The sequence below is a fragment of the Micromonospora chersina genome (assembly GCF_900091475.1).
Taxonomy (GTDB): domain Bacteria; phylum Actinomycetota; class Actinomycetes; order Mycobacteriales; family Micromonosporaceae; genus Micromonospora; species Micromonospora chersina.
This window is the reverse complement of the sequence record NZ_FMIB01000002.1, coordinates 4,006,499-4,028,738: the sequence shown is the minus strand read 5'-3', so window position 1 is coordinate 4,028,738 and position 22,240 is coordinate 4,006,499. Positions and strand designations below refer to the sequence as shown.

The 22,240-nt window shown below is 75.3% G+C and carries 25 protein-coding genes and 1 pseudogene; 9 read left to right on the top strand and 17 right to left on the bottom strand.

The window, feature by feature from the left end; translation table 11 throughout:
- Nucleotides 1-27: 27 nt before the first annotated feature.
- Together GA0070603_RS18680 and GA0070603_RS18675 are read left to right on the top strand one after the other, a co-directional pair.
- On the top strand, nucleotides 28-954 hold the full coding sequence (locus GA0070603_RS18680) for a phytoene/squalene synthase family protein (RefSeq protein ID WP_091315698.1): 927 nt from the start codon (nucleotides 28-30) through the stop codon (nucleotides 952-954).
- Nucleotides 951-2,273, top strand: a complete 1,323-nt coding sequence (locus tag GA0070603_RS18675; RefSeq protein ID WP_091315694.1) for a cryptochrome/photolyase family protein — start codon at nucleotides 951-953, stop codon at nucleotides 2,271-2,273. The genes GA0070603_RS18680 and GA0070603_RS18675 overlap by 4 nt, the downstream gene beginning before the upstream one ends.
- A 4-nt stretch (nucleotides 2,274-2,277) precedes the next feature.
- On the opposite strand, the gene GA0070603_RS31535 is transcribed toward GA0070603_RS18675, so the two are convergent.
- Both GA0070603_RS31535 and GA0070603_RS18665 read right to left on the bottom strand, forming a co-directional pair.
- The gene (locus GA0070603_RS31535; RefSeq protein ID WP_167544559.1) at nucleotides 2,278-3,039 is read right to left on the bottom strand and encodes a hypothetical protein; all 762 of its coding nucleotides are present in this window, start codon (nucleotides 3,037-3,039) and stop codon (nucleotides 2,278-2,280) included.
- Nucleotides 3,040-3,111: 72 nt separating this feature from the next.
- Complete coding sequence (locus tag GA0070603_RS18665; protein WP_091315688.1) at nucleotides 3,112-4,212, bottom strand: serine hydrolase domain-containing protein; 1,101 nt, start codon at nucleotides 4,210-4,212, stop codon at nucleotides 3,112-3,114.
- A 92-nt stretch (nucleotides 4,213-4,304) separates the two neighbouring features.
- On the opposite strand from GA0070603_RS18665, the gene GA0070603_RS18660 reads away from it, so the two are divergent.
- Genes GA0070603_RS18660 through GA0070603_RS18650 form a run of 3 tightly spaced genes read left to right on the top strand, consistent with a single transcriptional unit; the run spans nucleotide 4,305 to nucleotide 7,234 of the window.
- A complete protein-coding gene (locus GA0070603_RS18660) occupies nucleotides 4,305-5,789 on the top strand; it encodes a dihydrolipoyl dehydrogenase family protein (protein ID WP_091315685.1) in 1,485 nt (494 codons plus the stop codon).
- A 42-nt stretch (nucleotides 5,790-5,831) separates the two neighbouring features.
- On the top strand, nucleotides 5,832-6,350 hold the full coding sequence (locus tag GA0070603_RS18655; RefSeq protein ID WP_244282555.1) for a SigE family RNA polymerase sigma factor: 519 nt from the start codon (nucleotides 5,832-5,834) through the stop codon (nucleotides 6,348-6,350).
- Nucleotides 6,351-6,355: 5 nt separating this feature from the next.
- Nucleotides 6,356-7,234 (top strand): hypothetical protein, encoded by an 879-nt coding sequence (locus tag GA0070603_RS18650; protein ID WP_091315682.1) that lies wholly within the window; start codon nucleotides 6,356-6,358, stop codon nucleotides 7,232-7,234.
- Between the two features lie 52 nt (nucleotides 7,235-7,286).
- On the opposite strand, the pseudogene GA0070603_RS18645 reads toward GA0070603_RS18650, so the two are convergent.
- Nucleotides 7,287-8,039, bottom strand: a pseudogene (locus tag GA0070603_RS18645) (crotonase/enoyl-CoA hydratase family protein); the annotation flags it as partial.
- Nucleotides 8,040-8,100: 61 nt separating this feature from the next.
- Entirely contained in the window at nucleotides 8,101-8,940 is an 840-nt protein-coding gene (locus tag GA0070603_RS18640) for an SDR family oxidoreductase (RefSeq protein ID WP_091315674.1), read from the bottom strand.
- A 93-nt stretch (nucleotides 8,941-9,033) separates the two neighbouring features.
- On the opposite strand from GA0070603_RS18640, the gene soxR reads away from it, so the two are divergent.
- The 3 genes from soxR (at nucleotide 9,034) to GA0070603_RS18625 (ending at nucleotide 11,022) form a co-directional block, all read left to right on the top strand.
- On the top strand, nucleotides 9,034-9,414 hold the full coding sequence (gene soxR / locus GA0070603_RS18635; protein WP_208862910.1) for a redox-sensitive transcriptional activator SoxR: 381 nt from the start codon (nucleotides 9,034-9,036) through the stop codon (nucleotides 9,412-9,414).
- Between the two features lie 63 nt (nucleotides 9,415-9,477).
- The gene (bluB, locus tag GA0070603_RS18630; RefSeq protein ID WP_091315668.1) at nucleotides 9,478-10,119 is read left to right on the top strand and encodes a 5,6-dimethylbenzimidazole synthase; all 642 of its coding nucleotides are present in this window, start codon (nucleotides 9,478-9,480) and stop codon (nucleotides 10,117-10,119) included.
- A 51-nt stretch (nucleotides 10,120-10,170) separates the two neighbouring features.
- Nucleotides 10,171-11,022, top strand: coding sequence for a Rieske (2Fe-2S) protein (locus GA0070603_RS18625; protein ID WP_091315664.1), 852 nt, complete (start codon nucleotides 10,171-10,173; stop codon nucleotides 11,020-11,022).
- A 22-nt stretch (nucleotides 11,023-11,044) separates the two neighbouring features.
- Here GA0070603_RS18625 and GA0070603_RS18620 read toward each other — a convergent pair whose 3' ends face one another.
- The 12 genes from GA0070603_RS18620 to GA0070603_RS18565 all read right to left on the bottom strand — a co-directional run bounded on the left by GA0070603_RS18620 (nucleotide 11,045) and on the right by GA0070603_RS18565 (nucleotide 20,103).
- Entirely contained in the window at nucleotides 11,045-12,109 is a 1,065-nt protein-coding gene (locus tag GA0070603_RS18620; protein WP_091315660.1) for a LysM peptidoglycan-binding domain-containing protein, read from the bottom strand.
- Between the two features lie 15 nt (nucleotides 12,110-12,124).
- Nucleotides 12,125-12,499: a hypothetical protein gene (locus tag GA0070603_RS18615; RefSeq protein WP_244282730.1), complete on the bottom strand. Its 375-nt coding sequence runs from the start codon at nucleotides 12,497-12,499 to the stop codon at nucleotides 12,125-12,127.
- A gap of 53 nt (nucleotides 12,500-12,552) precedes the next feature.
- Complete coding sequence (locus tag GA0070603_RS18610) at nucleotides 12,553-13,023, bottom strand: TadE/TadG family type IV pilus assembly protein (protein WP_091315651.1); 471 nt, start codon at nucleotides 13,021-13,023, stop codon at nucleotides 12,553-12,555.
- On the bottom strand, nucleotides 13,020-13,418 hold the full coding sequence (locus GA0070603_RS18605) for a TadE family protein (protein WP_244282729.1): 399 nt from the start codon (nucleotides 13,416-13,418) through the stop codon (nucleotides 13,020-13,022). Before GA0070603_RS18605 ends, GA0070603_RS18610 begins: the two co-directional genes overlap by 4 nt.
- A gap of 89 nt (nucleotides 13,419-13,507) precedes the next feature.
- Nucleotides 13,508-13,711, bottom strand: a complete 204-nt coding sequence (locus tag GA0070603_RS18600; RefSeq protein ID WP_091315643.1) for a hypothetical protein — start codon at nucleotides 13,709-13,711, stop codon at nucleotides 13,508-13,510.
- 26 nt (nucleotides 13,712-13,737) lie between these two features.
- Nucleotides 13,738-14,598 carry a type II secretion system F family protein gene (locus GA0070603_RS18595; RefSeq protein WP_357272544.1) on the bottom strand — a complete coding sequence of 287 codons (861 nt, stop codon included), beginning with the start codon at nucleotides 14,596-14,598 and terminating at the stop codon, nucleotides 13,738-13,740.
- Nucleotides 14,598-15,497 (bottom strand): type II secretion system F family protein, encoded by a 900-nt coding sequence (locus GA0070603_RS18590; RefSeq protein WP_091315635.1) that lies wholly within the window; start codon nucleotides 15,495-15,497, stop codon nucleotides 14,598-14,600. The genes GA0070603_RS18595 and GA0070603_RS18590 overlap by 1 nt, the downstream gene beginning before the upstream one ends.
- 4 nt (nucleotides 15,498-15,501) lie before the next feature.
- The gene (locus GA0070603_RS18585; protein WP_091315632.1) at nucleotides 15,502-17,031 is read right to left on the bottom strand and encodes a TadA family conjugal transfer-associated ATPase; all 1,530 of its coding nucleotides are present in this window, start codon (nucleotides 17,029-17,031) and stop codon (nucleotides 15,502-15,504) included.
- Nucleotides 17,021-17,854 (bottom strand): CpaE/TadZ family protein, encoded by an 834-nt coding sequence (locus GA0070603_RS18580; protein WP_091315629.1) that lies wholly within the window; start codon nucleotides 17,852-17,854, stop codon nucleotides 17,021-17,023. The genes GA0070603_RS18585 and GA0070603_RS18580 overlap by 11 nt, the downstream gene beginning before the upstream one ends.
- Complete coding sequence (locus GA0070603_RS18575) at nucleotides 17,854-18,516, bottom strand: SAF domain-containing protein (protein WP_091305366.1); 663 nt, start codon at nucleotides 18,514-18,516, stop codon at nucleotides 17,854-17,856. Before GA0070603_RS18575 ends, GA0070603_RS18580 begins: the two co-directional genes overlap by 1 nt.
- 55 nt (nucleotides 18,517-18,571) lie before the next feature.
- Nucleotides 18,572-19,543: a hypothetical protein gene (locus tag GA0070603_RS18570; RefSeq protein WP_091315627.1), complete on the bottom strand. Its 972-nt coding sequence runs from the start codon at nucleotides 19,541-19,543 to the stop codon at nucleotides 18,572-18,574.
- The gene (locus tag GA0070603_RS18565) at nucleotides 19,537-20,103 is read right to left on the bottom strand and encodes a hypothetical protein (protein ID WP_091315624.1); all 567 of its coding nucleotides are present in this window, start codon (nucleotides 20,101-20,103) and stop codon (nucleotides 19,537-19,539) included. The genes GA0070603_RS18570 and GA0070603_RS18565 overlap by 7 nt, the downstream gene beginning before the upstream one ends.
- Nucleotides 20,104-20,693: 590 nt before the next feature.
- Here GA0070603_RS18565 and GA0070603_RS18560 point away from each other — a divergent pair.
- Nucleotides 20,694-21,467 carry a prepilin peptidase gene (locus GA0070603_RS18560; RefSeq protein ID WP_091315621.1) on the top strand — a complete coding sequence of 258 codons (774 nt, stop codon included), beginning with the start codon at nucleotides 20,694-20,696 and terminating at the stop codon, nucleotides 21,465-21,467.
- An 18-nt stretch (nucleotides 21,468-21,485) separates the two neighbouring features.
- Here GA0070603_RS18560 and GA0070603_RS18555 read toward each other — a convergent pair whose 3' ends face one another.
- Nucleotides 21,486-22,115 carry a phosphatase PAP2 family protein gene (locus GA0070603_RS18555; RefSeq protein WP_091315618.1) on the bottom strand — a complete coding sequence of 210 codons (630 nt, stop codon included), beginning with the start codon at nucleotides 22,113-22,115 and terminating at the stop codon, nucleotides 21,486-21,488.
- Nucleotides 22,116-22,240 lie beyond the last annotated feature (125 nt).

The window sequence follows — 22,240 nt, the reverse complement described above, 5'->3', positions numbered from 1 at the left end:
TTGCTGCGTCGAATTCGAGGAGGGCCGGTGGACACCGATCTCACCGCTGCCTATGAGCGTTGCCGCGAGCTGCACCGGCGTCACGGCCGTACCTACTATCTCGCCACCCGGCTGCTCCCCGCCTGGAAACGGCGGCATGTGCACGCCCTGTACGGCTTCACGCGATACGCCGACGAGATCGTCGACCGCACCGAGGACCTGCCGCCGGCCGAGCGCGCCGCCCGGCTGGACGAGTGGTCCGCGAGCTTCGTCGCCGGCCTGCACGGTGCGTCGGTCGACGACCCCCTGCTTCCCGCGGTGCTGCACACCATCGCCGTCTTCGACCTGGACCGCGGCGACTTCGCGTCGTTTCTGCGCAGCATGACGATGGACCTGACCGTGACGTCCTACCCGACGTACGACGACCTGCTCGACTACATGGAGGGCTCGGCCGCGGTCATCGGCACCATGATGCTGCCGATCCTGGGCAGCTCCGACCCGGCCGCCGCCCGGGAGCCGGCCCGCCAGCTCGGCTTCGCCTTCCAGCTCACCAACTTCATCCGGGACGTGGCCGAGGACCTGGACCGGGGGCGGACCTACCTGCCCGACGAGGACCTGGCCAGGTTCGACGTCACCCGCGAGGACCTGCTCGCCGCCCGGGCCGCCGGCCGCACCACCCCGCGGCTGCGCGAGCTGATCGAGTACGAGGTGACCCGCGCCCAGGCCCACTACGAGGCCGCCGCGCCCGGCATCCCGCTGCTCGCCCCCGCCTCGCAGGCCTGCATGCGCACCGCGTACGCGCTCTACGGCGGGATCCTCGACGAGGTGGCCGCCCAGGACTTCGACGTGTTCACCCGACGGGCCCTCGTACCCCGGCGGCGGCGGATGGCGGTGGCCGCGCGGGCGCTGCTCACCCCGGCCGGCGCGCCGGTGCGGGTTCCCGGCCCCGCCCTCCGGCCGGCCCTGGTCGCGTGAGCGACCGCACGGCGATCGTGCTCCTCACCCGCGACCTGCGGGTGCACGATCACCCGGCGCTGGCGTCGGCGTGTTCGGCGTTCGACCGGGTGGTGCCGCTCCACGTGCTCGACCCGGCGCTGCAACGGCTCTCGCCGAACCGCACCCGGTTCCTGCACCAGAGCCTGGCCGAGCTGCGCGATGCGCTCCGGCAGCGCGGCGGCGACCTCGTGATCCGGCGCGGCGACCCGGTGGCCGAGACGGTCAGGCTGGCCCGCGCGGTGGGCGCCGAGGGGATCGGCCTCTCCGCCGACGTGAGCCGCCACGCCCGGCGGCGCGAGCGCCGGCTGCGCGAGGAGTGCGACAGGCACCGGATGTCCCTGCGGCTGTTTCCCGGCCTCACGATCGTCGAGCCGGGTGACCTGCGGCCCGCGGGTGGCGACCACTACAAGGTGTTCAGTCCGTACTTCCGGGCCTGGCAGGGGGCCAAGGTGCGGGAGGAACTGGCCGCGCCGAGGCGCGTACGGCTGCCCGACGGCGTCGATCCGGGCCGGCTGCCCGACCCGCCCCGGGGCGACTCGCCGGACGCCATGGTCGGCGGGGAGAGCGTGGCCCGGCGCCAACTCACCGAGTGGCTGCCCGCCCTGGGCCGGTACGACGACATCCACGACGACATGGCCGGCGACGAGACCTCCCGGCTCAGCCCCTACCTGCGCTTCGGCTGCCTCTCCCCGCTGGCAGTGGCGAACCGGGCCGGTGACCGGGACGGGCCTTACGTCCGGCAGCTCTGCTGGCGGGACTTCTACCACCAGGTGACCGCCGCGTTCCCCGACCTCTCCTCCCGGGCGTACCGGCGCGGGGCACGGGAGGACTGGCGGTACGACAAGCACGCGCTCGACGCCTGGACCGAGGGTCGGACCGGGATGCCGATCGTGGACGCCGGGATGCGGCAGCTGCGCGCCGAGGGCTGGATGCACAATCGCGCCCGCCTGATCACCGCCGGCTACCTGACCAGGCACCTCCGGCTGGACTGGCGGTCCGGGGTGGCGGTCTTCTTCCGCTGGCTGCTCGACGGCGACGTGGCCGACAACTCCGGCAACTGGCAGTGGGTTGCCGGCACCGGGAACGACGCCCGGCCGCACCGCGGCTTCAACCCGGTCCGCCAGGCCGAACGCTACGACCCCGACGGCGCGTACGTCCGCCGGTACGTGCCGGAGCTGGCCTCGATCGGAGGGAAGGCGGTCCACCAGCCGTGGCGGCTGCCCGAGCGGGCGCGCGCGGCGCTGGACTACCCGCCCCCGCTGAAGGTGCCGGGCGCCGAGCCGGTCTGGCTGCGCTGACCGCTCACTCCCGCCAGACGGTCACCTTGACCAGGGCGCCGCCCTCACCCGCCTGGTTCACCACCTGCAACCAGCCCGGGCGCCCCTCCGAGGTGGTGAAGCAGTACTGCTGGCCGCCGCCGACGTAGTGGTGCGGGGCGCTCGTGCGGCGGCCCTCGCGGTAGGTGGCGCAGCGGGCCTGGGCACCCTCCTCCGGGCCGGCGGAGGTGTCGTCGTACATGGCGCTGTGCCGGGCGCTGGAGTAGAGGATGTAGCCCCAGTCCAGGTAGAGGTCGACCGTCGCGTCCTGCGCGTACCGCTTGACGGGCCGGCCGCCGTCCACGTCCACCCCGGTCTTCTTGTCGAGCTGCACCACGTCGCTGAAGACCACGGGCGCGGCCCCGCCGGCCGAGGCCGCCGCGCCGGTGGCGCCCGCCGGGGTGGTGGCGGCGGTGGGGTCCGGCGCCGCGGGGGCGGTCGTCGGGCCCGTGGGGGTTGTCGTGGCGGCGGCGGGCGCGGCGTCGCGCCGGTCCTGGTTGAGGGCCCAGCCGGCGACGCCCAGGACCAGCAGCGCCACCGCGGCCAGCCCGGCCGTCCGCCAGCGGCGTCGCCAGAGCTGGTACGCCGCCAGCGCCGCCAGCGCGACCAGGCCCAGCACGATCCACAGCGGGTCGGAGCGGACCGCCTGCACCAGGGCGACCAGCCCGGCCACCGCCGAGACCAGGTTGGCGGCGACCCCGGAGTGCTCCTTGAGCCGGGTCGCCGGCGCGGGCGCTTCGTTCTCCACGAGCACCGGAGCGTAGCGGCGGCTGACGCAGCGTGACAGGGTCGCCACCCCTGTTGATCAGTCCGGTTCCTGTCAGAGGCAGGAGTGCAGCGCGTCCACCAGCTCCTCCACCCGGTCGTGGTCGGCCAGCCGGGCGGTCGCGTACGCGAAGGTGTAGCCGCGCTCCGGGTCGGCCCAGGCGCTGCTGCCGCCGATCCCGCCCATGCCCCAGCTCCCGTCCGGCTCCCACTGCATGCCCAACGTCCACGACGCCGGCCGGTCCAGCACCAGGTCCGGACCGTCGTACTGCACCCGGGTCGCCTCGGCGACCAGTTCCGGGCTGAACCGGCGTACCCCGTCGAGGGTGCCGCCGGCCAGCAGGCCCGCGTAGAGGCGGGCCAGGGCGGACGCGGTGGCGTGCAGGTTCACCGCCGGGAACTCGGCGGCCCGCCAGAGCGGGCTGTTCACCACCGCCGTATCCAGCCCGCCGGCCGGGTTTCCCAACGCCCGCGCGCGCAGCGACCCCGGCTCGCCCAGCATCCGGACCGGCCAGTCCGGATCGGCGTACGACAGGTCGGCGCAGCGCCGCTGGTCCGCCGCACCCAGCCCGAAGGCGAGGTCGAGGCCCCACGGTCCGGCGATCTCCTCGGCCAGGAACCGCCCCACCGGCCGCCCGTCCACCCGACGGACCAGCTCGCCGACCAGGTGCCCGTACGTCCAGGCGTGCTCGCCCGCGACGCTGCCCGGCGTCCACTCGGGTTCGGCGGCGGCCAGGTCGGCGCAGAGCGACCCCCAGTCGGGGATCGCCGCGGCGGGCCGGGGCACCGGGAACGCGGGCAGCCCGGCGGTGTGGTCGAGCACCTGCCGCACGGTGGCCGGGGCGCGGAACTCCGGCCAGTACGCCGACACGGGCGCGTCGAGGTCGACCCGGCCCCGGTCGACAAGCAGCAGGAGGCAGAGCGCGACCACCGGCTTGCCCACCGAGTAGACGTTCACCAGCGCGTCCGGCCGCCACGGCGCCTGCGCCCCGACAGCCGGGACGGCCGCACCGGGCGGGACGGCGGCGCGGGTGCCGCCGACCAGGTCGACCACGGGCGTGCCGTCGTACCAGACGGCCAGCGCGGCCCCGGTCTCCCGGCCGGCGGCGAAGAGGTCGTGGAAGCAGTCCCGGACCGGGGCGAAGCGTGCCAGCATCCGGCCACGGTAGGCGGTCGGGCTGGTTACCGGCGCGGGAATTCCGGCCCGACGAGGTGGCCGCCGGTCCGGCGGTGCGGAATGCTGGCGGGATGGCGGAGCCGGAACTGGTGGATGTGGTCGTTGTCGGGCTCGGGGTCGGCGGCGAGGAGGTGGCCGGGCGGCTCGCCGAGGCCGGCCTCACCGTGGTCGGCATCGAGCGGGACCTGGTCGGCGGCGAGTGCCCCTACTGGGGCTGCATCCCGAGCAAGATGATGATCCGGGCGGCGAACGCGCTGGCCGAGGCGCACCGGGTCAACGAGCTGGCCGGCAGCGCCGAGGTACGGCCCGACTGGGCGCCGGTCGCCCGCCGTATCCGCGAGGAGGCCACCGACACCTGGGACGACAAGGTCGCCGTGGACCGGTTCACCGGCAAGGGCGGCCGGTTCCTCCGGGGCAGCGGCCGGCTCGACGGCCCGAACCGGGTACGCGTCGGCGACCAGACGTTCGAGGCCCGCTACGGGATCGTCCTCGGCACCGGCACCCGGCCCTCGATCCCGCCGATCGACGGCCTGGCCGGCACCCCGTACTGGACCAACCACCAGGCCATCGAGGTCGAGGAGCTGCCGGAGTCGCTGCTGGTGCTGGGGGGCGGCGCCATCGGGCTGGAACTGGCCCAGGTCTTCGCCCGGTTCGGCGTCCGGGTGACAGTGGTCGAGGCGGCCGACCGGGTGCTCGCCCTGGAGGAGCCGGAGGCGTCGGAGGTCGCCGCCGGGGCGCTGCGGGCCGACGGGGTCGAGATCCACACCGGGTTCGCGGCCCGGCGGGTCAGCCACGACGGCAGCGCCTTCACCGTCCACGCCGACGGCGCCGAGTTCAGCGGCGAGAAGCTGCTCGTGGTGACCGGCCGCAAGGCGCACCTGGAGGAGCTGGGCCTGGACTCGGTCGGCATCGACTGCACGCAGCGCTACCTGCCGGTCGACGAGCGCATGCACGCCGCCGAGGGGATCTGGGCGGTCGGCGACCTCACCGGCGAGGGCGCGTTCACCCACATCGCCATGTACCAGGCCGGCATCGTCGTCGCCGACGTGCTCGACCGCATGCGGCGTATGAAGGGCGGGCCGGACGCCAGCGGCACCGCGAGCGTGGTGGGCGGCGCGGCCGGCGTGGTCAGCGCGGTCGGCGGGGCGATGAGCGCGGGCGGGTCGACCGTCGCCCCGGGCAGCGTCCCGGTCGCCGACTACCGGGCGCTGCCCCGGGTCACCTTCACCGACCCCGAGGTGGGCGCCGTCGGCCTCACCGAGCGCCAGGCGCGCGAGCGGGGCGTCAACGTCCAGGTCGGCTACACGGACCTGACCGCGTCGACCCGCGGCTGGATCCACAAGACCGGCAACGCCGGCTTCATCAAGCTTGTCGCCGACGCCGACCAGGGCGTGCTGATCGGCGCCACCTCGGTCGGCCCGGCCGGTGGCGAGGTGCTCTCCGCGCTGGTCGTGGCGGTGCACGCGGCCGTCCCGGTCAGCCAGCTCCGGCACATGATCTACGCGTACCCGACCTTCCACCGTGCCATCGAGGACGCTCTGCGCAACCTGAAGTGACCGCCCGGACAACCATTCCCGGTGCGGCCGCGTGGTAGGGGCGTGACCGACCAGAAAACGCGACTGTCGACGGCGGACGCCTCGTACGTGGCCTTCGTGGAGGAGGCCTGGCGGCGCCACATCCGGCTGGCCATGCTGCTGGCCGGCGACCGGTGGCGGGCCGAGGAACTCCTCCAGGACAGCCTGGTCCGGATGTACGAGCGGTGGCGCCGGTTGTCCCGGAGCGACGACCTGCACGCCTACCTCCGGCGTGCGCTGGTGAACAACCACACCTCGTTCTGGCGGCGGCGCCGGCGGGAGAGCCTCGTCGCCGAGGTCCCCGACCGGGCCGCCCCGTCCACCGAGCCGGACCACGACGCCGTCGCGCTGCGTCGGGCGCTGCGCGCGTTGCCACCGAGGCAGCGCGCGGTGGTGGTGCTGCGCCACTACGAGGACCTGCCCGAGCGGGAGGTGGCCCGGGTGCTGGGCTGCACCGTCGGCACGGTCAAGAGCCAGCACTCGAAGGCCCTCGGCAAGCTCCGCCACCTCCTCCAGCAACCCTCCTACACGGGGATCAGGTGACAGCGATGACAGATCTCGACGAACGGCTCACGGACCGGCTGCACGCCCTGGTCGACGGCGAGCCGCACTCGGCGGCACCGGCCGCGACGCTTCTGGAGCGGGGTCGCCGGGGGCGCCGACGCCGGACCGCGACCGTCGCCGGCGGCACCCTCGCCGTGCTCGTGCTGAGCACGGCCGGCGCGACTACCCTGGTGCACCGGCCGGCGCCGGACCGGCCGGCCGTGGCCCAGGCATCCGCACCCGCGGTCGCGTCACCGAGGATGGAACTGGCCGCCGCCGTCACCGCGAGTGAGAGCACGAGCTACCGGGTCACGGTACGCAGGTCCAACCGGGTCGATCCGAACTGGGTGGAGACCACGACGGGCGCCTTCGACCCGAGAAGCGCCGACGGCTGGCTGCGCACGCCGTACCCGGACGGCGTGAGCTACACGGAGGAACGGCTGGTCGACGGCGTGTACTACGTCGGCGGCTCCGACGGCCGCCGAAAGCTGCCCTGGAAGCGGTACCCGGGCGAGCGGAAGTACCTCCCCTTCGACGTGGCGATGGGAGGTGCCCTCGGTGCCTCGTCGGACCAGGACGGGCTGTTCCAGGTGTTGAAGAGGAACGACGCCACTGTCACCCGGACCGGGCAACGGGCCTATCACTTCAGCGTCGAGCCCACCGGCGAGTCCACCGGCTTCGACGCCGACGCCCCGCTCGTCAGCGAGAAGATCGTGGGTGACGTGACGCTCGGCGCCGACGACCGGATCGCCGAACTGGCCTACGAGGTCACGCTCGTCTTCCGGAAGAACGGCAAGGTGGGACCTCCGACCAGCACCCAGGTGACCATGGCGTTCTCCGGCTACGGCCGGCCGGTCACGGTCGAGCGGCCGACCCGCCCCTAGGCGGTCGGTCGGGTTTCTCCGCCGCGTCGGACCCGGCGTCGTCCTCGGGGGCGGCGCCGTGCCGGCCGGCGCCGGCCGTGAACCGGGCCGCGCCCTTCATGGCGTCGGTGACCAGGGACTCCATCCCGAAGGCGAGTTCGGTCGCCAGCGCCTCCGGCTCGGGCAGGCCGCCGCCCGCCAGCACCGCCGCCCGGTCGTTGCGCAGGCAGGTCCGCGGGTGCCGGGCGATCTCGGCGGCCAGCCGCTCGGCCTCCGCCCGGGCCGTGCCCGGCGCGACCAGCCGGTTCACCAGGCCCATGGCGTACGCCTCATCGGCGGGGACCGGGCGGCCGGTGAGGATCAGGTCCATGGCCCGGCTCTCGCCGATGAGCCGGGGCAGCCGCACCGTCCCGCCGTCGATGAGCGGCACGCCCCAGCGCCGGCAGAACACCCCGAGCGTCGCGTCCGACTCGGCGACCCGCAGATCGCACCAGAGCGCCAGTTCCAGGCCGCCGGCCACGGCGTACCCGGAGATCGCGGCCAGCACCGGCTTCGACAGGCGCATCCGGGTCGGGCCCATCGGGCCGTCGCCCTCGGGCTCGACCCGGTTGCCGCGCGGCGTGCCGATGGCCTTGAGGTCGGCGCCGGCGCAGAACGTGCCGCCCGCGCCCCAGAGCACGGCGACGGCCGCGTCCGGGTCCGCCTCGAAGGCGCGGAAGGCGTCGGCCAGGGCCCGGGCCGTCGGCCCGTCGACGGCGTTGCGCGCCTCCGGCCGGTCCAGGATCACCGTGGTCACCGGCCCGGCGTGCTCGACGCGTACCCCCATCCGGTCAGCATGCCCTCGACGGCGCCCGGCGCGCCAGCTTCCACCGTTCCGGGCGGCGGACTCAGGCGAAGTCGGCCGCGTGGTCGGCGGCCCAGTCGGCGAACGTGCGCGCCGGGCGTCCCAGCACGGCCGCCACGTCGCCGGTCACCTGCTCCGGCGTCTCCGCCATGGCCGCCCAGCCGGCCAGTGCCGCGTCCGCGAACGCGGCGCTGCCCATCGCCACGGACAGCATGGGGCGTACCGCCTCGGCGGGCACCTCCTGCCAGCGCAGGTCGCGGCCGATCGCGGCGCCGATGAGGCGCACCTGCTCGGCCTGGGTGACCGTCTGCGGGCCGCTGAGCACGTAGGTCCGCCGGTCGTGCCGGTCGCTGGTCAGCGCGTCGACCGCCACGGCCGCGATGTCGTCCTCGTGGACCATCGAACGGGCCGCCGTGCCGTACGGCCAGCGCACCACGCCCTCGGCGCGGATGGCCGGGGCCCAGCCCAGCGTGTTCGTGGCGATCCCGGTGGGACGCAGCATCGTCCACGGCAGGCCGGACGCCATGACGGCGCGCTCCACCACGGCCCAGAACGAGTCCGGGTCGGCCTCGGCGGTGGCGGCCGACACGTACACCACCCGGGGCGACCCGGCGGCGGCGAGCACGGCGGCGACGCGCGGAGCGAGCCGCGCCGCCGTGGCCGGTTCGACGAACGGCCAGATCAGGAAAACGGCGTCGACGCCCGCCAGGTGCGGGCGGAGGGTCTCCGGATCGGCCAGGTCGGCGGCCACCACCTCGACAACCGCCGGCAGCTTCGCGCGGCCCGGATCGCGGGTCACGGCCCGTACGCCGTGGCCCGCCGCCACCAGCCGCTCCACCACGCGCCGCCCGACGTTGCCCGTCGCGCCCGTCACCAGGATCATTGTCGCCTCCAGGGAATTCTCGTGAACTCGATGGAGCCGACCGTAGAACCTCAACAATTGTTGAGGTCAATCGTCGGCGGGCATACTCGGGGCGTGAAGCAGGACACGTCCTTCGACTGGCACGAGCCGGGCCTGACCATCGGTCAGGTGGCGCAGCGCAGCGGCGTCTCCGCGTCGGCGATCCGCTTCTACGAGGCGCAGGGACTCATCAGCAGCGACCGCACGGCCGGCAACCAGCGCCGCTACCACGGCGACGTGATGTGCCGGCTGGCGATGATCGAGGCGTGCCAGCGGGTCGGCCTCACCCTGGCCGAGGTGGGCCGGGCGCTCGCGGCGCTGCCACCCGGGCAGGCGCCGACCACAGAGGACTGGAACGCGCTTGCCGAGCGGCTGCGCGGCGAGGCCCAGTCCCGCATCGACCGGCTCAGCCAGGTGCTGCGCGAGCTGGCCCCGCCCGCCCCGCCCGCGCGCTGACGGCTCCCTCTAGCGTTGAGTCGCCCACCGCGAGGGTGGGCCGAGTGCGGCGGGAGCCTGCCTGTGGACCTGTACGACGTCATCCACCGCCGCCGCGACGTGCGCGCCGAGTTCACCGGGGAGCCGGTGCCGGACGGCGTCCTGGACCGGATCCTCACGGCCGCGCACGCCGCGCCGAGCGTCGGCAACTCGCAGCCCTGGGACTTCGTGCTGGTCCGCGACCCGGGGACCCGGCGCCGGTTCCACGCGCACGTCCAGGCCGAGCGGGACACCTTCGCCGCCACGCTGGACGGCGACGCGGCCGAGCGGTTCGCCCGCATCAAGATCGACGGGGTGCTGGAGTCGACGCTGTCGATCGTGGTCACGTACGACCCGCGGCGGGGTGGGCCCGCGGTGCTCGGCCGGCACGCCATCGCCGACGCCGGCCTCTACTCGGTCTGCCTGGCCATCCAGAACCTCTGGCTGGCCGCGACCGCCGAGGGGCTGGGCGTCGGCTGGGTCTCCTTCTACCGCGAGCCGTTCCTGGCCGACCTGCTCGGCATCCCGCCCGGCATCCGCCCGGTGGCCTGGCTCTGCGTGGGCCCGGTGAGCCACCTCCAGACCGTTCCCGACCTGGTTCGGCACGGGTGGCGTACGCCCCGGCCGCTGGCCGCCGCCGTGCACACCGACCGCTGGCGGGCGGACGACGATCACCCGATGGGGTGATCCGCTGTCGCCGCCCGGTTTGGGACCTCTCCTGCCGGGAAGTCGGACCACGTGCGCGAACTATTGACGAAGATCGAGCAGAACACCCGACTCGACCGGGTCGGTGACCGGTTGCAGCGCGCCGTCCAGGGCACCCTGCGTGCGCAGCGGGTCCGGGACTTCCTGCACGGCGTCTGGCTGGGGCACCCGCTGCACCCGGCCATGGTGCAGGTGCCGGTCGGCGCCTGGATCTCGGCCGCCGTCGTGGACCTGATGCCCGGCCAGCGCCGGGCGGCGACCGCGCTCGTCGGGGTCGGCACGGTCAGCGCGCTGCCGGCCGCCGTGGCCGGGCTCAACGACTGGGCCGCACTCTCCCGCGACCAGCGCCGGATCGGCCTCGTGCACGCCGCCGCGAACTCCATCGGCCTGAGCCTCTACGCCGGCTCGCTGGCGGCCCGGATGAACGGGCGGCACAACCTGGGCCGCGCGCTGGCCTACCTGGGGCTGTCGGCGGCGAGCGCCGGGGCGTACCTGGGCGGGCACCTCGCGTACAAGCAGGGCGCGCAGGTCAGCCAGAGCATCTCCGAGCTGCACCTGGTCAGCGACGGCTGGCACCCGCTCGGCGACATGTCGAGCCTGCCGCAGCGCCAGCTCCTCACCCGCGAGATCGACGACGTCTCGGTCATCCTCTACCGGCACGGCGACGACGTGACGGTGATGCTGGAGCGCTGCCCGCACCAGAGCGGCCCGCTCGGTGAGGGCGAGGTGCAGGAGATCGACGGCCACGCCTGCGTGGTGTGTCCCTGGCACGGCAGCACGTTCCGCCTCAACGGTGGCGAGGTTGTCCACGGCCCCTCGGGCAACGACCAGGTCGTCCTCCCCACCCGGGTGGTCAACGGCCGCCTGGAGGCCCGCCTCCCCTGACCGCCGTCGCCGGCCGATGGCGTCAACCCTTGCGGTGGCGGCCCACCACGAGGTCGCGGACCGTCGTCCGGGGCACCGGGCGGCGCCGCAGGCCGAGGACCGCGCCGATCTGGGCGCCCACGATGCTCGCCACCGCCAGCACCGCCGAGATGGCCAGCGGGCGGTTGATCCCGTCCTCCGCGGTGGCCCGGGAGGCCCCCGCCGACATGGATGGCTGTTGCCCGGCGGGCGCCTCCACAGTGGGCGTGGTGTCCCGTCCGGTCGGGTGCGGGGACGGCTTGCCCTTCGGCGTCGTCGAGGACGCGCCGCCACCCCCCGGCGTGGCGGCCGGGCCGGGAGCCGGGCTGGCCGGGGTGACCACGAGCCGGCCGGTCGCGTGCCGGCGGGCGCCCGCGTCGACCGCCCCCTCGGGCAGCTTGAGCAACTGCCCCGGCCGGATCCGGTCCGGATCGGCGAGCCGGTTCAGCCGGGCCACCTCGCGGTAGCGGTCGAAGTCGTCCAGGTAGCGGTCGGCCACCTCGCCCAGGTAGTCGCCCTTCGCCACCCGGTACACCGCCGGACTCGTGGTGACCGAGGCGGCCCGGGCCGGCGGGGCGGCAAGCGTGGAACCGGCCTGCGGGGCGGTGTGTCCGGCCTGCGGTGCGACCACCGCCGGCGCGGCGGCGACCGGCTGCGGCGCGGCCAGGGCGGCGGCGCTCGCCGCGGCCGGGCTGGCCGCCAGGATCAGCGCCACCGAGCCGACCAGGGCGGCCGCGGCCCGCTGCTGGCGGCGCATCCCGGGCAGCCGGGGCGCCGGCCGGCGCAGCGCCCCCGCGAGGAGTTCCACGAGTACGGAGAAGGCGAACGTGGCCCAGCCGAACCAGCCCACCACGGCCAGCGCCCGCAGGAAGAGCTGACCGTCGTCGCGGCTGGTCAACGCCGTGCCCACCTCCGCGAGTGTGGGCAGGTGGTCGGGGAGGGGGTTGCCGGCGAAGGCCAGCAGGGCGACCGGCCCACCGGCCAGCACCGCGCAGAGCACGACGAGGGCGCCGAGGCCGGTGAGGACCTGGCCGGTCCGCCGGACGGCCGAGCGTTGCGATGCACCCATGGCTGCCTTCCCTTCCTACGGGGCTCCGGTGAGCGCCCGCGCCGTGGCCTCACCGGTGACGGTGGCGGTGTTCTGGAAGCCGAAGAGACCGAGCAGGTCCCGGTGGTAGGTGATGCGGACGCGTACCTGGATCTGCCGCTCGCCGGCGACCACCGGGAAGCTGACCTCGTGGTCGCGGACCCCGCCGGCGGCGCTCAGGTAGTCCGCGACGGCCTTCCGGGCGGCCACCTCGTCGATCTGCTTCGGGCCGCCCTCGATGGCGTGCGCCCGGTCGATCATCTGGCCGCCGCTGCGGGCCGCCTCGGCGGCCAGGTTGTCCGCGCGCTGCAAGGAGCGGAGCTGCCCGGCGCCGTCGTACGCCAGGCTGATGATCGCGAGTACGCCGGTCATGGCCACGGCCAGGAAGAGGCTCACCCGGCCGCTCTCCGACGCGCGTCGCCCGGTCACCGGCGGCTCCGGTAGGTGTCCAGCGGGGACGTGAAGCTCGCCGAGACGGTCTTGCCGCCCGGCACCCCGGGCAGCCCCGGCGCCCGCAGGTCGGCGAACGAGACCGTGCAGGTCACCGTGACGGTGACCGTCGCCGGCACCCCGGGCGCGCTGCGGTACGCGGCCGCGAAGCTGGTCCCGGCGTCCCCCACCGAGCCGCGGAAGGTCAACGCCGGCGGGGCGGTGCAGCGCAGCCCCGACCAGTCGAGCTGGCGGCGGGCCGCGCCGGTGGCGGCGGTCCGGCCGGTCCGCGCGTCCCGGGCGATCGACGCGGCGCGGGCGGCGTCGTGCGCGGCCGACTCCACCGCCTCGTCGGCGACGGCCGTCCGGCCGGCCACCCCGGCCAGCACCATCAGCCCGATGAAGGCGGGGGCGAGCACGGCCACCTCGATCGAGACGGAACCCCGGTCCCGCGCCACGCGCCTCACCCCGTCGTCCAGCGTTCGACCGGGCCGTGCGCGCGTTGCGACACCGCGAACCGCACGCCCGGGATCACCGACAGGGAGCGCCCGCTGACCGTGCAGGTGACCTCGGTGGCGGTCGCCGTGCAGGTGGGGCCGGGGGACTCCCAGTCGACAAGCCAGTCCCCGGCGGCACGTAGGAAGGTGGTGGCCCGGTCCCGACCGGCGTTCGGCGGGGCCTGGAGCGCCCGCTGGGCGTTCACCGCCGTCTGCGCCGCGTTGAGGGCGGTGGACCGGGCGACGAACCAGACGGCGAGCTGGATCGAGGCGAAGAGCAGCACCAGGATCGCCGGCATCACCACCGCCAGCTCGACCGGGTTGGCGCCCCGCTCGGGCCCGCCGGCGGCGAGCCGTCCACGCAGGACGGCGGTGACCCGCCCCGGGCCGCGCCGACCGGCGGGCCGGCCGGCGGGTGCCGGCCGGCTCCGGTCCGTACGGGCGGGGCGGGACGTCACTTTGGATCCGTGTGGTTCGGGATGGCGTTCATCCAGTCGTTGGCCTTGGTCAGGGCGAGCGCGGTGACCGCCATGGCCACCGCGACCAGGCCGAAGATGATCACTGCGGTCGGCACCGGACTGTCGCCACGCTCGGTGTCCCGCCGCAGCTCGGCCAGGCGGCTGCTGACCGCGGCGTACAGGTAGGCGTAGAGGTGCATGGTCGTCTCCTTTGTCGGGGGTGGGCTCACAGACGGGCGAGGAACGGGTAGACGGCGAAGCCGAGCAGGACGAAGACCAGCAGCGAGCCGGGGATGTCCAGCCGGCTCGTCACCCCCTCGGCCCGGGCCAGGTTGTCGGTGCGGATCTGGTCGCGCAGCGAGTCGGCGCGGCTGCGCAGGGTCTCGTGCACCTGGGCGCCCTCGCTTCCGGAGGAGCGCATGATGGCCCCCACGTCGCCCAGCTCCGGGATGCCGATCCGGTCGGCCAGCTCCTGGAGCTCGTCCCAGGGCGAGTGCATCTGGAGCTGGGCGATCCGCAGCGCCTCCCGGATCCGGTCGAAGACCCAGCCGTCGCAGACCGCCGCCGCGCGCTCCAGCGACTGCACCGGGCCGTGCGCCGCGGAGAGCTGCAAGGCCACCAGGTCCAGGTAGGTGCAGACCGCCTGGCGGAACTCGTCCCGCGCGGCGTCCGCCCGGGCCAGCACCGCCCGGTGCGCGAGCAGGCCGGCGACCAGCGCCAACCCCAGGCTCCCCACCACGGGTACGGCCAGCGGCAGCGCCACCCCGCCCAGGAAGAGCACGGCCGAGGCGACCGCCGGCGTGGCGAACCCGACCAGCGCGGAGAGCAGCACCGACAGGGCGTACTGCTCGGGGGTCCGGTCGAGCAGGGCGAGCTGCCGGTGCGGCGGGCGCAGCCAGCGGGAGACACCGCCGAGCCAGTCCGGCCCACTCCCGGCCACCGGGGCCTGGCCGGGCGGCTGGTGCAGCCGGCGCAGCGCCGGGCCGAGCGCCGGGGTGGCCGGCAGGGCCTCGCGGACCACCAGGAACAGGCCCAGCCCGACGGCCGCCCCGCCCAGCACGGCGACCGCCAGCTGCCAGTTCACAATCATGCGATCGCCTCCTCCGGGTCGGGTGCCGGCAGGAAGCGCGCCGGGCGGGGCGGCTGGCTCATCGACCGCACCCAGACCAGCAGCCCGACGAAGGCCGCCCCGAGCACCGCCATCACCAGTTGCCCGACGACCGTCCCGTACGGCTTCACGTAGTCGCTGTTGACCAGCCCGTACGCGAGCGTGGCCAGGGTCATCCCGGTGAGGAAGCGGACCGCGAACCGGGGCTGCGTCCGCTTCGCCTCGACCTCGCGCCGGGTGGCCACCTCGGCCGAGGCGGCGGCGGCGATCGAGCCGAGCACGTCGCCGAGGCGCTCGCCCCGGTCGGTGAGGTGCAGGATCAGCGCCGCCACCACCTGGTCGCAGACCGGGTCGGCGATCTCGTCGGCGAAGGCCAGCAGGGCGGATTTCGCCAGCCAGCCGGCCTGGAGGCGGGCCGCCAGGGTGCGTACCTCCTCCTGGATCTCCTCCGGCGCGGTGGCGATGGTGCCGATGATGGCCTGCTGGAGGCCCTGGCCGGTGTTGGAGATGTCCTTGAGCCGCCGGGTCCACTCGCCGACCGCCTCGATGCGGGCGATGGCCCGCTGCTCGGCGCGACCCACCGCGAAGAGCCACGGCACGCCGGGCACCGCGAGCCCCACCAGGAGGCCGACCACCGGCAGCCCGGTGAGCAGGAAGGCCAGCGCGCCGGCCACGACGGCCGCGCCGAGCAGCACCTGGTGGCGGTGCTGCTCCCGGCGGCCGGCCCCGGAGCCGGTCCAGAGCCGGCTCAGCCCGGGCCCGGCGCCCGCCGCCGACCGGGGCGGCCGGCGGGTGCCGACCAGCGCGACCACCGCCAGCACCAGCCCGGCCACGCACGCGGCCCCGGAGACCAGGGCGATCAACTCGATGGTCGTCATGAGGTCACCGCCGCCCCAGTCGGGTGTGCCGGGGCCGCCGCCAGGCGCCCGTGCCGGCCTCGATGAACCGGGTCAGCAGCCGGGCGTCGTAGCCGACCCGGAGCAGTTGGTCGCGGATCCGCTCGGGCAGGTGGCGGGGCACCGCCCGGCCGTCCGGTCCCGGGCCGAAGACGCTGGTGGTGGTGATCCGGTTGCCCTCGCCGACGCCGATGACCTCCTCGACGTGCGAGACGAAGCGGTGCTTGCGGCCGCCGATCGCCGTCTCGTCCTCGACCGTGACGTAGACGATCAGGTCCAGCGCGTTGCCCGCCATGCGGCGGGCCTGGTCGACGGTCATCTCCCGGCCGTGGGCCAGCGCCAGCTCGATGATCCGCTCACCCACCCCGGCCGGGGTGCGCGCGTGGATCGTGCACATCGACCCGCGGCTGGTGGTCATCGCCTGGAGCATCGGCACGATCTCCCGGGACCGCACCTCGCCGACGATGATCCGCAGCACGCCCATCCGCAGCGACACCGGGATGAGGTCGGCGATGCTCACCTCGCCGGCGGGCCGCCCGTCCAGCCCGCGCTCGCCGTGCCCCTCCCGGGACTCGAAGCTCATCACCGCCCGGTGCTTGTGCCCGCGCCGGGCCGGCAGCAGCTCCCGGCTCTCCTCCAGCAGCACGTACGGCTCGTCGGCCGGGATCTCGTCCATGAGCGCGCGGATGACAGTGGTCTTCCCGGCCCCGGCCAGCCCGGCGACCATGATGTTCAGCCCGGCCCGCATGGACGCGCGGAGGAAGTCGCGCAGCAGCGGGTCGATCATCTCGTCCAGGTCGGGCCGGCCACCGGCGATGTCCTCCAGGCTCACGGCGAGCGTGTTGTGCTTGCGGATCACCGCGTACGGGCGGTGGCTGACCAGGAAGACCGCGGCGAGCCGGCTGCCGTCGGGCAGTTGCAGGTCGAGCGTCGGCTTGGAGGTGGACAGCGACCGCTCGGTCGCCCCGGCCCGGCGGGCCGCCGCCTGGAGGATCTCCACCAACTCGTCGTCGCTGTCGGCGATCGGCTCGGCCCAGTCCACGCCGCCGCCGTGCCGGGTGATGCGCACCTGGTCGCAGCCGAGGATGTGCACCTCCTCGATGGTGTCGTCGACAAGCAGCGTCTGGAGCCGGCCCAGACCGACCAGCTCGGCGGTCACCTGGTCGAGCAGCAGCCGCTCCTCGTCGGCGGCCATCGGCGTGCCGGCCCGGCGGACCGAGTCCGCGTACGCGGAGACCACGGCGACGGCCAGCCGGGCCCGCTCGACCTCCTCGGCGTCCGCGTCGAACTCCCGGCCGCGCTGCCAGAGGGTGAGCCGCTCGCTGAGTTCCCGGCGCAGCTCGCGGACCACCGCGAAGTCGACCCGGGGGCGGGGCGGCGGGGGTGGCGGCGCGACCGGTACGGCGGGCGCCGGGGGCAGGTGGTGCCGCGCGTTGGGCGGGACCAGCGGCGGCACCGTCGAGGTGGCGCCGGGCTGCTGGCCGCGCGGGTCGTGCGAGACCGGCTCAAACCGCACCGGACACCCCCGGCGTGCTCGGCGCGCTCACCGCGCGGGGGGCCGGGGCTCCCGGCCAGGCCAGCCGGGCCCGCCGCCGGTCCAGCAACGCCCGGACCGGCACCTCCAGCGCGCCGGCCGCGCGCATGAGCGGCCGGTTGGCGCGTACGGTGCCGCCGTGCCCGAGCACCTCGGCGGTACGCGGGTCGTGCGGCAGCCGGGCGATCACCGGCAGCCGCAGCGCCTTGCTGATCTCGCTGCCGCCGTGCCCGTCCCCGACCACCAGCAGGCGCAGGGTGCCCGGGGGGATCCGGTGCTCGGCGAAGTCCCGCTCGATGGCCTTGACCGTGGCGCGGGTGGCGGACAGGTCGGGCAGGTGGGCCCGGGTGACCAGCAGCACGACGGCCGCCGCCCGCAGCACCGGCCACGGTGGATCACCGACCTGCAACCGGCCACAGTCGACAACAACGTCGTATGGCGGGACGCCCCGCTCCAGGCTGGTGAAGAAGTCGGCGAAGCGCTGCCAGAGCGGGGTGACGCTGCCGGCCTGGGCCGGGTCGACCACGCCGGGCAGCAGCAGCCGCTCCCGCCTCGGCGCGTCCAGGTCGACGAGCTGGGACCAGAAGGCGTTCTCCAGGTTGCCGTCGCGCAGCTCCCCGACGGCCAGTTCGCCGAGGCCGCGCGGGCCGTCGAGCGCCCCGCCCAGGTAGCCGGCGAGGATCGAGCCGCCCGCCGGGTCGCACTCGGCCAGCACCAGCCGGCGGTGCCAGCTCAGCGTGGCGGCCAGCGCGGCGGTGGTGACGCCCGGCGACCCCTTCGCCGACACCATGGCGATGATCGCCATCAGGCCGCCTCGGTGAGCACGAGCGCGATCCGGTCGTCGGCCGCCAGCGCCACCACGGCCGGCACGTCCCGGATGGCCAGCGCCAGGTAGACCACCACGTCGTCGTTCTCCGGCGTGGCGGTGTCGATCACGGTGGCCTCGAACCGGGTGCCGCCGCCGCGCGTGGCCTCGGTGCCACCGGCGCTGGTGTCGGGTGTGCTGACCAGCAGCACCTTGTCGCCGGGGTGCAGTTTGCGGGCCGGCACCTGGCTCGGCTCCAGCCCCAGCGCGAGCTGCTGCTGCCCGGGGCCGAGCAGCGGCGCGTCGGTGAGCTGGGCCGGGGTGAGCAGCGTGCCGGGGGTGAGCCGGACGGCGGCCCGCCGGCCCAGCACCTCCTTGATCCGGTCGGCCCGCACCGGCTGGAGTTCCCGCCCGCCGGACACCCGCACCGGGACGAGGTCGTCGGCGGTGAGCTGCCGGCCGACCTCGACCGGCCGGGCCACCGCGAGATAGCTGCCGGTGGAGCGCACCGAGGTGACCGCGAAGGCCGCGCCCAGGCCGCCGAGGGCGATCAGCAGCACGGCCAGGCCGAGCAGGCCGGGGCGGATCCGCCGCTGCCGGACCACCTTGGGCGGCGCCACCGGCGCGTCCAGGGGAGTCCCGTTCCGCGTCGCCACACTCACTGCGTCATCTCCGTTCGCGACTGCGGGGCTCGCAAACCCGGCTCACTCCTCGCGCTCACCGTGTCACCACCTGAAGTTCGTTGATCTGCACCGGGACCGTTCCGCTGACCCGGCTCTGGGCGATCTCGCCGCTCTCGCCCCCGCCGGACCACTCGACGGTCCAGAACGTGGTGGCGCTGACCTGGTAGGTGCCGGCCCGGGCGTAGCCGCGGTCGTAGCCGCAGTCGGGCGAGGTGCGCCCGGCCCGGGGGCCGTCGGCGGTGTAGGGCGTGCCCGGCCCCGTGCAGGTGACCTGGGTGCCGTCGCCCATGGTCCAGACGATCCGCGTGACCCGGGCGGTGATCTCGACGGTCAGCCCGCGGTCCGAGGCGGAGGCGCGCAGCGGCCCGAAGTAGGACGCCCCGCCGCTGGCCCACATCCAGACCGGCAGCCCGACGAGGCCGGGACCCTTGCTGCGTCGGGGCGCGACGGCGACCCGGGGTGGCAGCAGCGAGATCGAGGCCAGGGCGCGGCGGGCCAGTTCCTCCGGGTCGGGCGGCGCGCCGTAGCCGGGCGGCGGCCCGTCGCGCAGCACGACGCTCTGCGCGCCCAGGTCGCCGCCGTTGCAGGTCCGGACGTACCACTGCTGGCCCTCGGGGGCGGTGGGCTGGGGCTCGGCCAGCTTGTAGTAGCAGCCGTCGCCGTTGTTGAACCAGCCGAGCAGGTCGTCGTAGCAGGGGATGACCCGGCCGTTCCACTGGCACTTCGCCGCGGCGCCGCCGCCGTCCCCGCCTCCTCCGCCGGGGTCGCCGCCGCCGCCCGGCCCGCCCGGGGTGCCGGGTTCGTCGTCCCAGACGTTGCAGTCGTTCTGCCCGGGCGGGCACTCGCCGCCGGGGTTGCCGGCACGGGCGGACGCGCCGGTCGCCAGCAGCGCGGGCGCGCCGGTCAGCGCCAGCAGCAGCGCGAGCCCGGCGGTGAGCAGCAGCCGGCGGGGCGTCCCGGCCCGGGCCGGCCGGGCCGGGACACCCCTTCCTCCCCAGGTCAACACGGCTGGTCCTGGTGTCCGGCGCCGGCGCTGATCAGCCACCGGCCGTCCGGGTAGCGGGTCGCGGTGGCGGTGGCCAGGTAGCGCCCGCCGCGGGTGCCGGGGACGACCCGGCGGTCCTTGGCGTAGACGAGGCGGTAGCCGGTCGCGTCCAGGCAGTCCTGGATCTCGACGGTGGGCGGATCGGCGGCCAGGTCGACCGCGACGACCGTGGGATCGGAAACGAGTCTTCCGGTACGCATGGCGCCGTGCTCCTTCGCCTCGCGAATTGCCACCCGCACCCGGGTCAGCAACGGATCCGCCACGAATCGGGCCAGTGCGGGATGGGCCGGATCGCTGCGCGCGCTCGCCGCCCGGGACGCGTCGAGATAGCCGGAATAGGCGGCGAGCGCGGCCTTTCCGGCTGATTCCTCCTCGGCGCCGGAATGCGCGACGGGTGCGGCGGCGCCCCCGGCCAGCGGGCGGGTCGCCGCCTCCGGCTCGCTGCCGCAGCCGCCGGTGGCGGCCAGTAGAGCAAGGCTGAGCAGGCAGATTTCCCATCGGCGGGATTGCCGTGTGCGCAACGCCGGGCCCTCCTCGGTGGCGGCCCGGAGTGGTCGCGTCAACGCACTCCGGGCATGCGGAAGTGCGCCCGGATGTTTTCGGCCGGGCCGCATCTGCTACCGCTGCATTTACCTGTACGGATCTTTAACGAATTCGAAACCTGGTGTCTCCGGTCGGCCTCCGACGCCAATTGATCGGGGGTTGCGTCGTACCCAAGGGGCGAGCATAGGCTGACGTCCGCCGATGCAACAGAGGCAATTCATTCGAACACTGTGAGTGATGAGAGGCGGTGGCGGCCGGTGGGTGTCCGGACGGCGACGAACGGCCCGCGGGCGGGTCGACCGCCGGCAGGAGTGCGTTCACCCGCACACATCGTCGGGTGTCCCGAGGGCCGGCCGGCGGGCGGCGGATTGGGGGACAACCGCCCCTCTGGTCCGATCCGTCCCCTCGGCCGGTGGCGCGCCCGTCCCTCGCCGGCAGCCGGTCCGCCTGCCCTGGCCCGCCCCGGGGCCGACGCCGTTTTCTGCGCCATCCGCGACACGGCGGTCGGGCGAAACTCACTCTGCGTGCTCCAGAGTGGAACCCTCAGCGACCACCCCGGGGCGCCGGCATGACCGCCGGGCGGGTCCGCGCCGCCGCACCGACGGCCCCCGCCCGCCGTCCAGCCGTCCGGCTGTCGGCCGCGCTGGCGGTCGTACCGCTGCTGCGGCTGGCGGTCGCCCGGTACGCCGTACCCCCGGGTGTGCCGGACCGGGCGGGGTGCGACGGCTGCGGCGCGCCGATCGGCATGGACCGGCCGCTGCCGGCGCTCGGGCCGGCGGCCCGCTGCCCGTCCTGCCGGGCGCGAGTCGGCGCGGCGCCGATGGTGGTGGAGGTGGCAGTGGTCGCGGCCGTGGCGGCGGTGACGCTCACCGGCGGGCCGGCCGGCGTGCGGGCGGCCGTCGCCTGGTGGCTCGCCTGGGCGGTGCCGCTGGCCCTTGTCGACGCGGCGGTGCACCGGCTCCCCGACCGATTGACCTGGCCCGCGGCGGCCGGGGTGTGGGTGCTGCTCGGGGCCGCCGGGCTGGCCGGTGCCGGCCCGGGGCCCTGGTTACGGGCCACCGCGGCCGGGCTCGCCCTCGGCGCGGGATTCGCGGCGACCACCCTGCTGCTCGGCCGGCGTGGGTTCGGCCTCGGCGACGCCAAGCTGGCGCTCGGCGCCGGGGCGCTGCTCGGCTGGCACGGCTGGCCGGTGCTGGTGGCGGGGCTGGTGCTCGCCGTCACCCTCTCGGCGGTGGCCGGCCTTGCCCTGCTGGCGGCCCGCCGGGTCCGCTGGTCGAGCCACCTGCCGTTCGGCCCGTCCCTGATCCTCGGCACCGCCCTCGCCCTCGTCCTGACGACGTGAGCGCCGGCGGCGGGCGGGTCAGCGCCGGGCGGGCCGCACGTCCGGGCGGGCGGCGGCGCGGCGGATCCGCCAGCGCAGCACGTCGGCCACCGGGCGGGCCAGCACCGGGGTGAGCAGGGTGCCCACCAGCACTCCGAGCAGCAGGCCAGCGGCCACGTCGTGCGGGTAGTGCACGCCCACGAAGGTGCGGGAGAACGCGGCCAGCGCGGCCAGCGGGACGGCCACCAGGCCGATCCGGCGGTGCAGCAGCAGCGCGGTGGCGGCCAGCGCGCCCGCGATGGTGGCGTGGTTGCTCGGGAACGACCAGTCGCCGGCCGGCGGGCAGTGCCCGGCCACGATCACCAGGTCGGCGGGGCTGCGGCAGGGCCGGTCCTCGGCCACGAGGGTCTTCAACCCCTCGCTGGACGCGTACGCGCAGACCACAGCGACCGGTGCGGCCAGGGCGAGCGCCCGGCCCCGGAGGTCGCCGCCGACCAGCCGGGACAGCGCGGCCAGCACCAGCAGCACCCCGAGCAGGATCACGGCCCCCTCGGTGAAGTGCACGGCGAACCAGTGGACCGGTTCCGGCGTGCGGTCGGCGAACTCGACGATGTCGTGGTACCAGTCGGCACTGACATCCGGAACGTCGGTCACCACGGCGTCAGTCATGAATCACCTCACCAACCGTTCATACTCCGTTCACCTGGAGGGTGGTGGGGGAATGACTGTCGGGGCACCCAAGTCTCAGGCGCCTCTCAGCCGGGTCTGATTCGGTGGCCGCGACGTACCGACCT

Excerpts from the sequence above, each read along its gene's own strand:
- GA0070603_RS18640 (WP_091315674.1), bottom strand. The coding sequence starts at position 8,940 with ATGATCCTGGTGACGGGCGCGACGGGCAACGTCGGGCGGCGCGTGGTG.
- GA0070603_RS18555 (WP_091315618.1), bottom strand. The coding sequence starts at position 22,115 with ATGACTGACGCCGTGGTGACCGACGTTCCGGATGTCAGTGCCGACTGG.
- GA0070603_RS18590 (WP_091315635.1), bottom strand. The coding sequence starts at position 15,497 with ATGACGACCATCGAGTTGATCGCCCTGGTCTCCGGGGCCGCGTGCGTG.
- GA0070603_RS18665 (WP_091315688.1), bottom strand. The coding sequence starts at position 4,212 with ATGCTGGCACGCTTCGCCCCGGTCCGGGACTGCTTCCACGACCTCTTC.
- GA0070603_RS18580 (WP_091315629.1), bottom strand. The coding sequence starts at position 17,854 with ATGGCGATCATCGCCATGGTGTCGGCGAAGGGGTCGCCGGGCGTCACC.
- GA0070603_RS18620 (WP_091315660.1), bottom strand. The coding sequence starts at position 12,109 with ATGGGTGCATCGCAACGCTCGGCCGTCCGGCGGACCGGCCAGGTCCTC.
- GA0070603_RS18560 (WP_091315621.1), top strand. The coding sequence starts at position 20,694 with ATGACCGCCGGGCGGGTCCGCGCCGCCGCACCGACGGCCCCCGCCCGC.
- GA0070603_RS18615 (WP_244282730.1), bottom strand. The coding sequence starts at position 12,499 with ATGACCGGCGTACTCGCGATCATCAGCCTGGCGTACGACGGCGCCGGG.
- GA0070603_RS18650 (WP_091315682.1), top strand. The coding sequence starts at position 6,356 with ATGACAGATCTCGACGAACGGCTCACGGACCGGCTGCACGCCCTGGTC.
- GA0070603_RS18660 (WP_091315685.1), top strand. The coding sequence starts at position 4,305 with ATGGCGGAGCCGGAACTGGTGGATGTGGTCGTTGTCGGGCTCGGGGTC.
- GA0070603_RS18600 (WP_091315643.1), bottom strand. The coding sequence starts at position 13,711 with ATGCACCTCTACGCCTACCTGTACGCCGCGGTCAGCAGCCGCCTGGCC.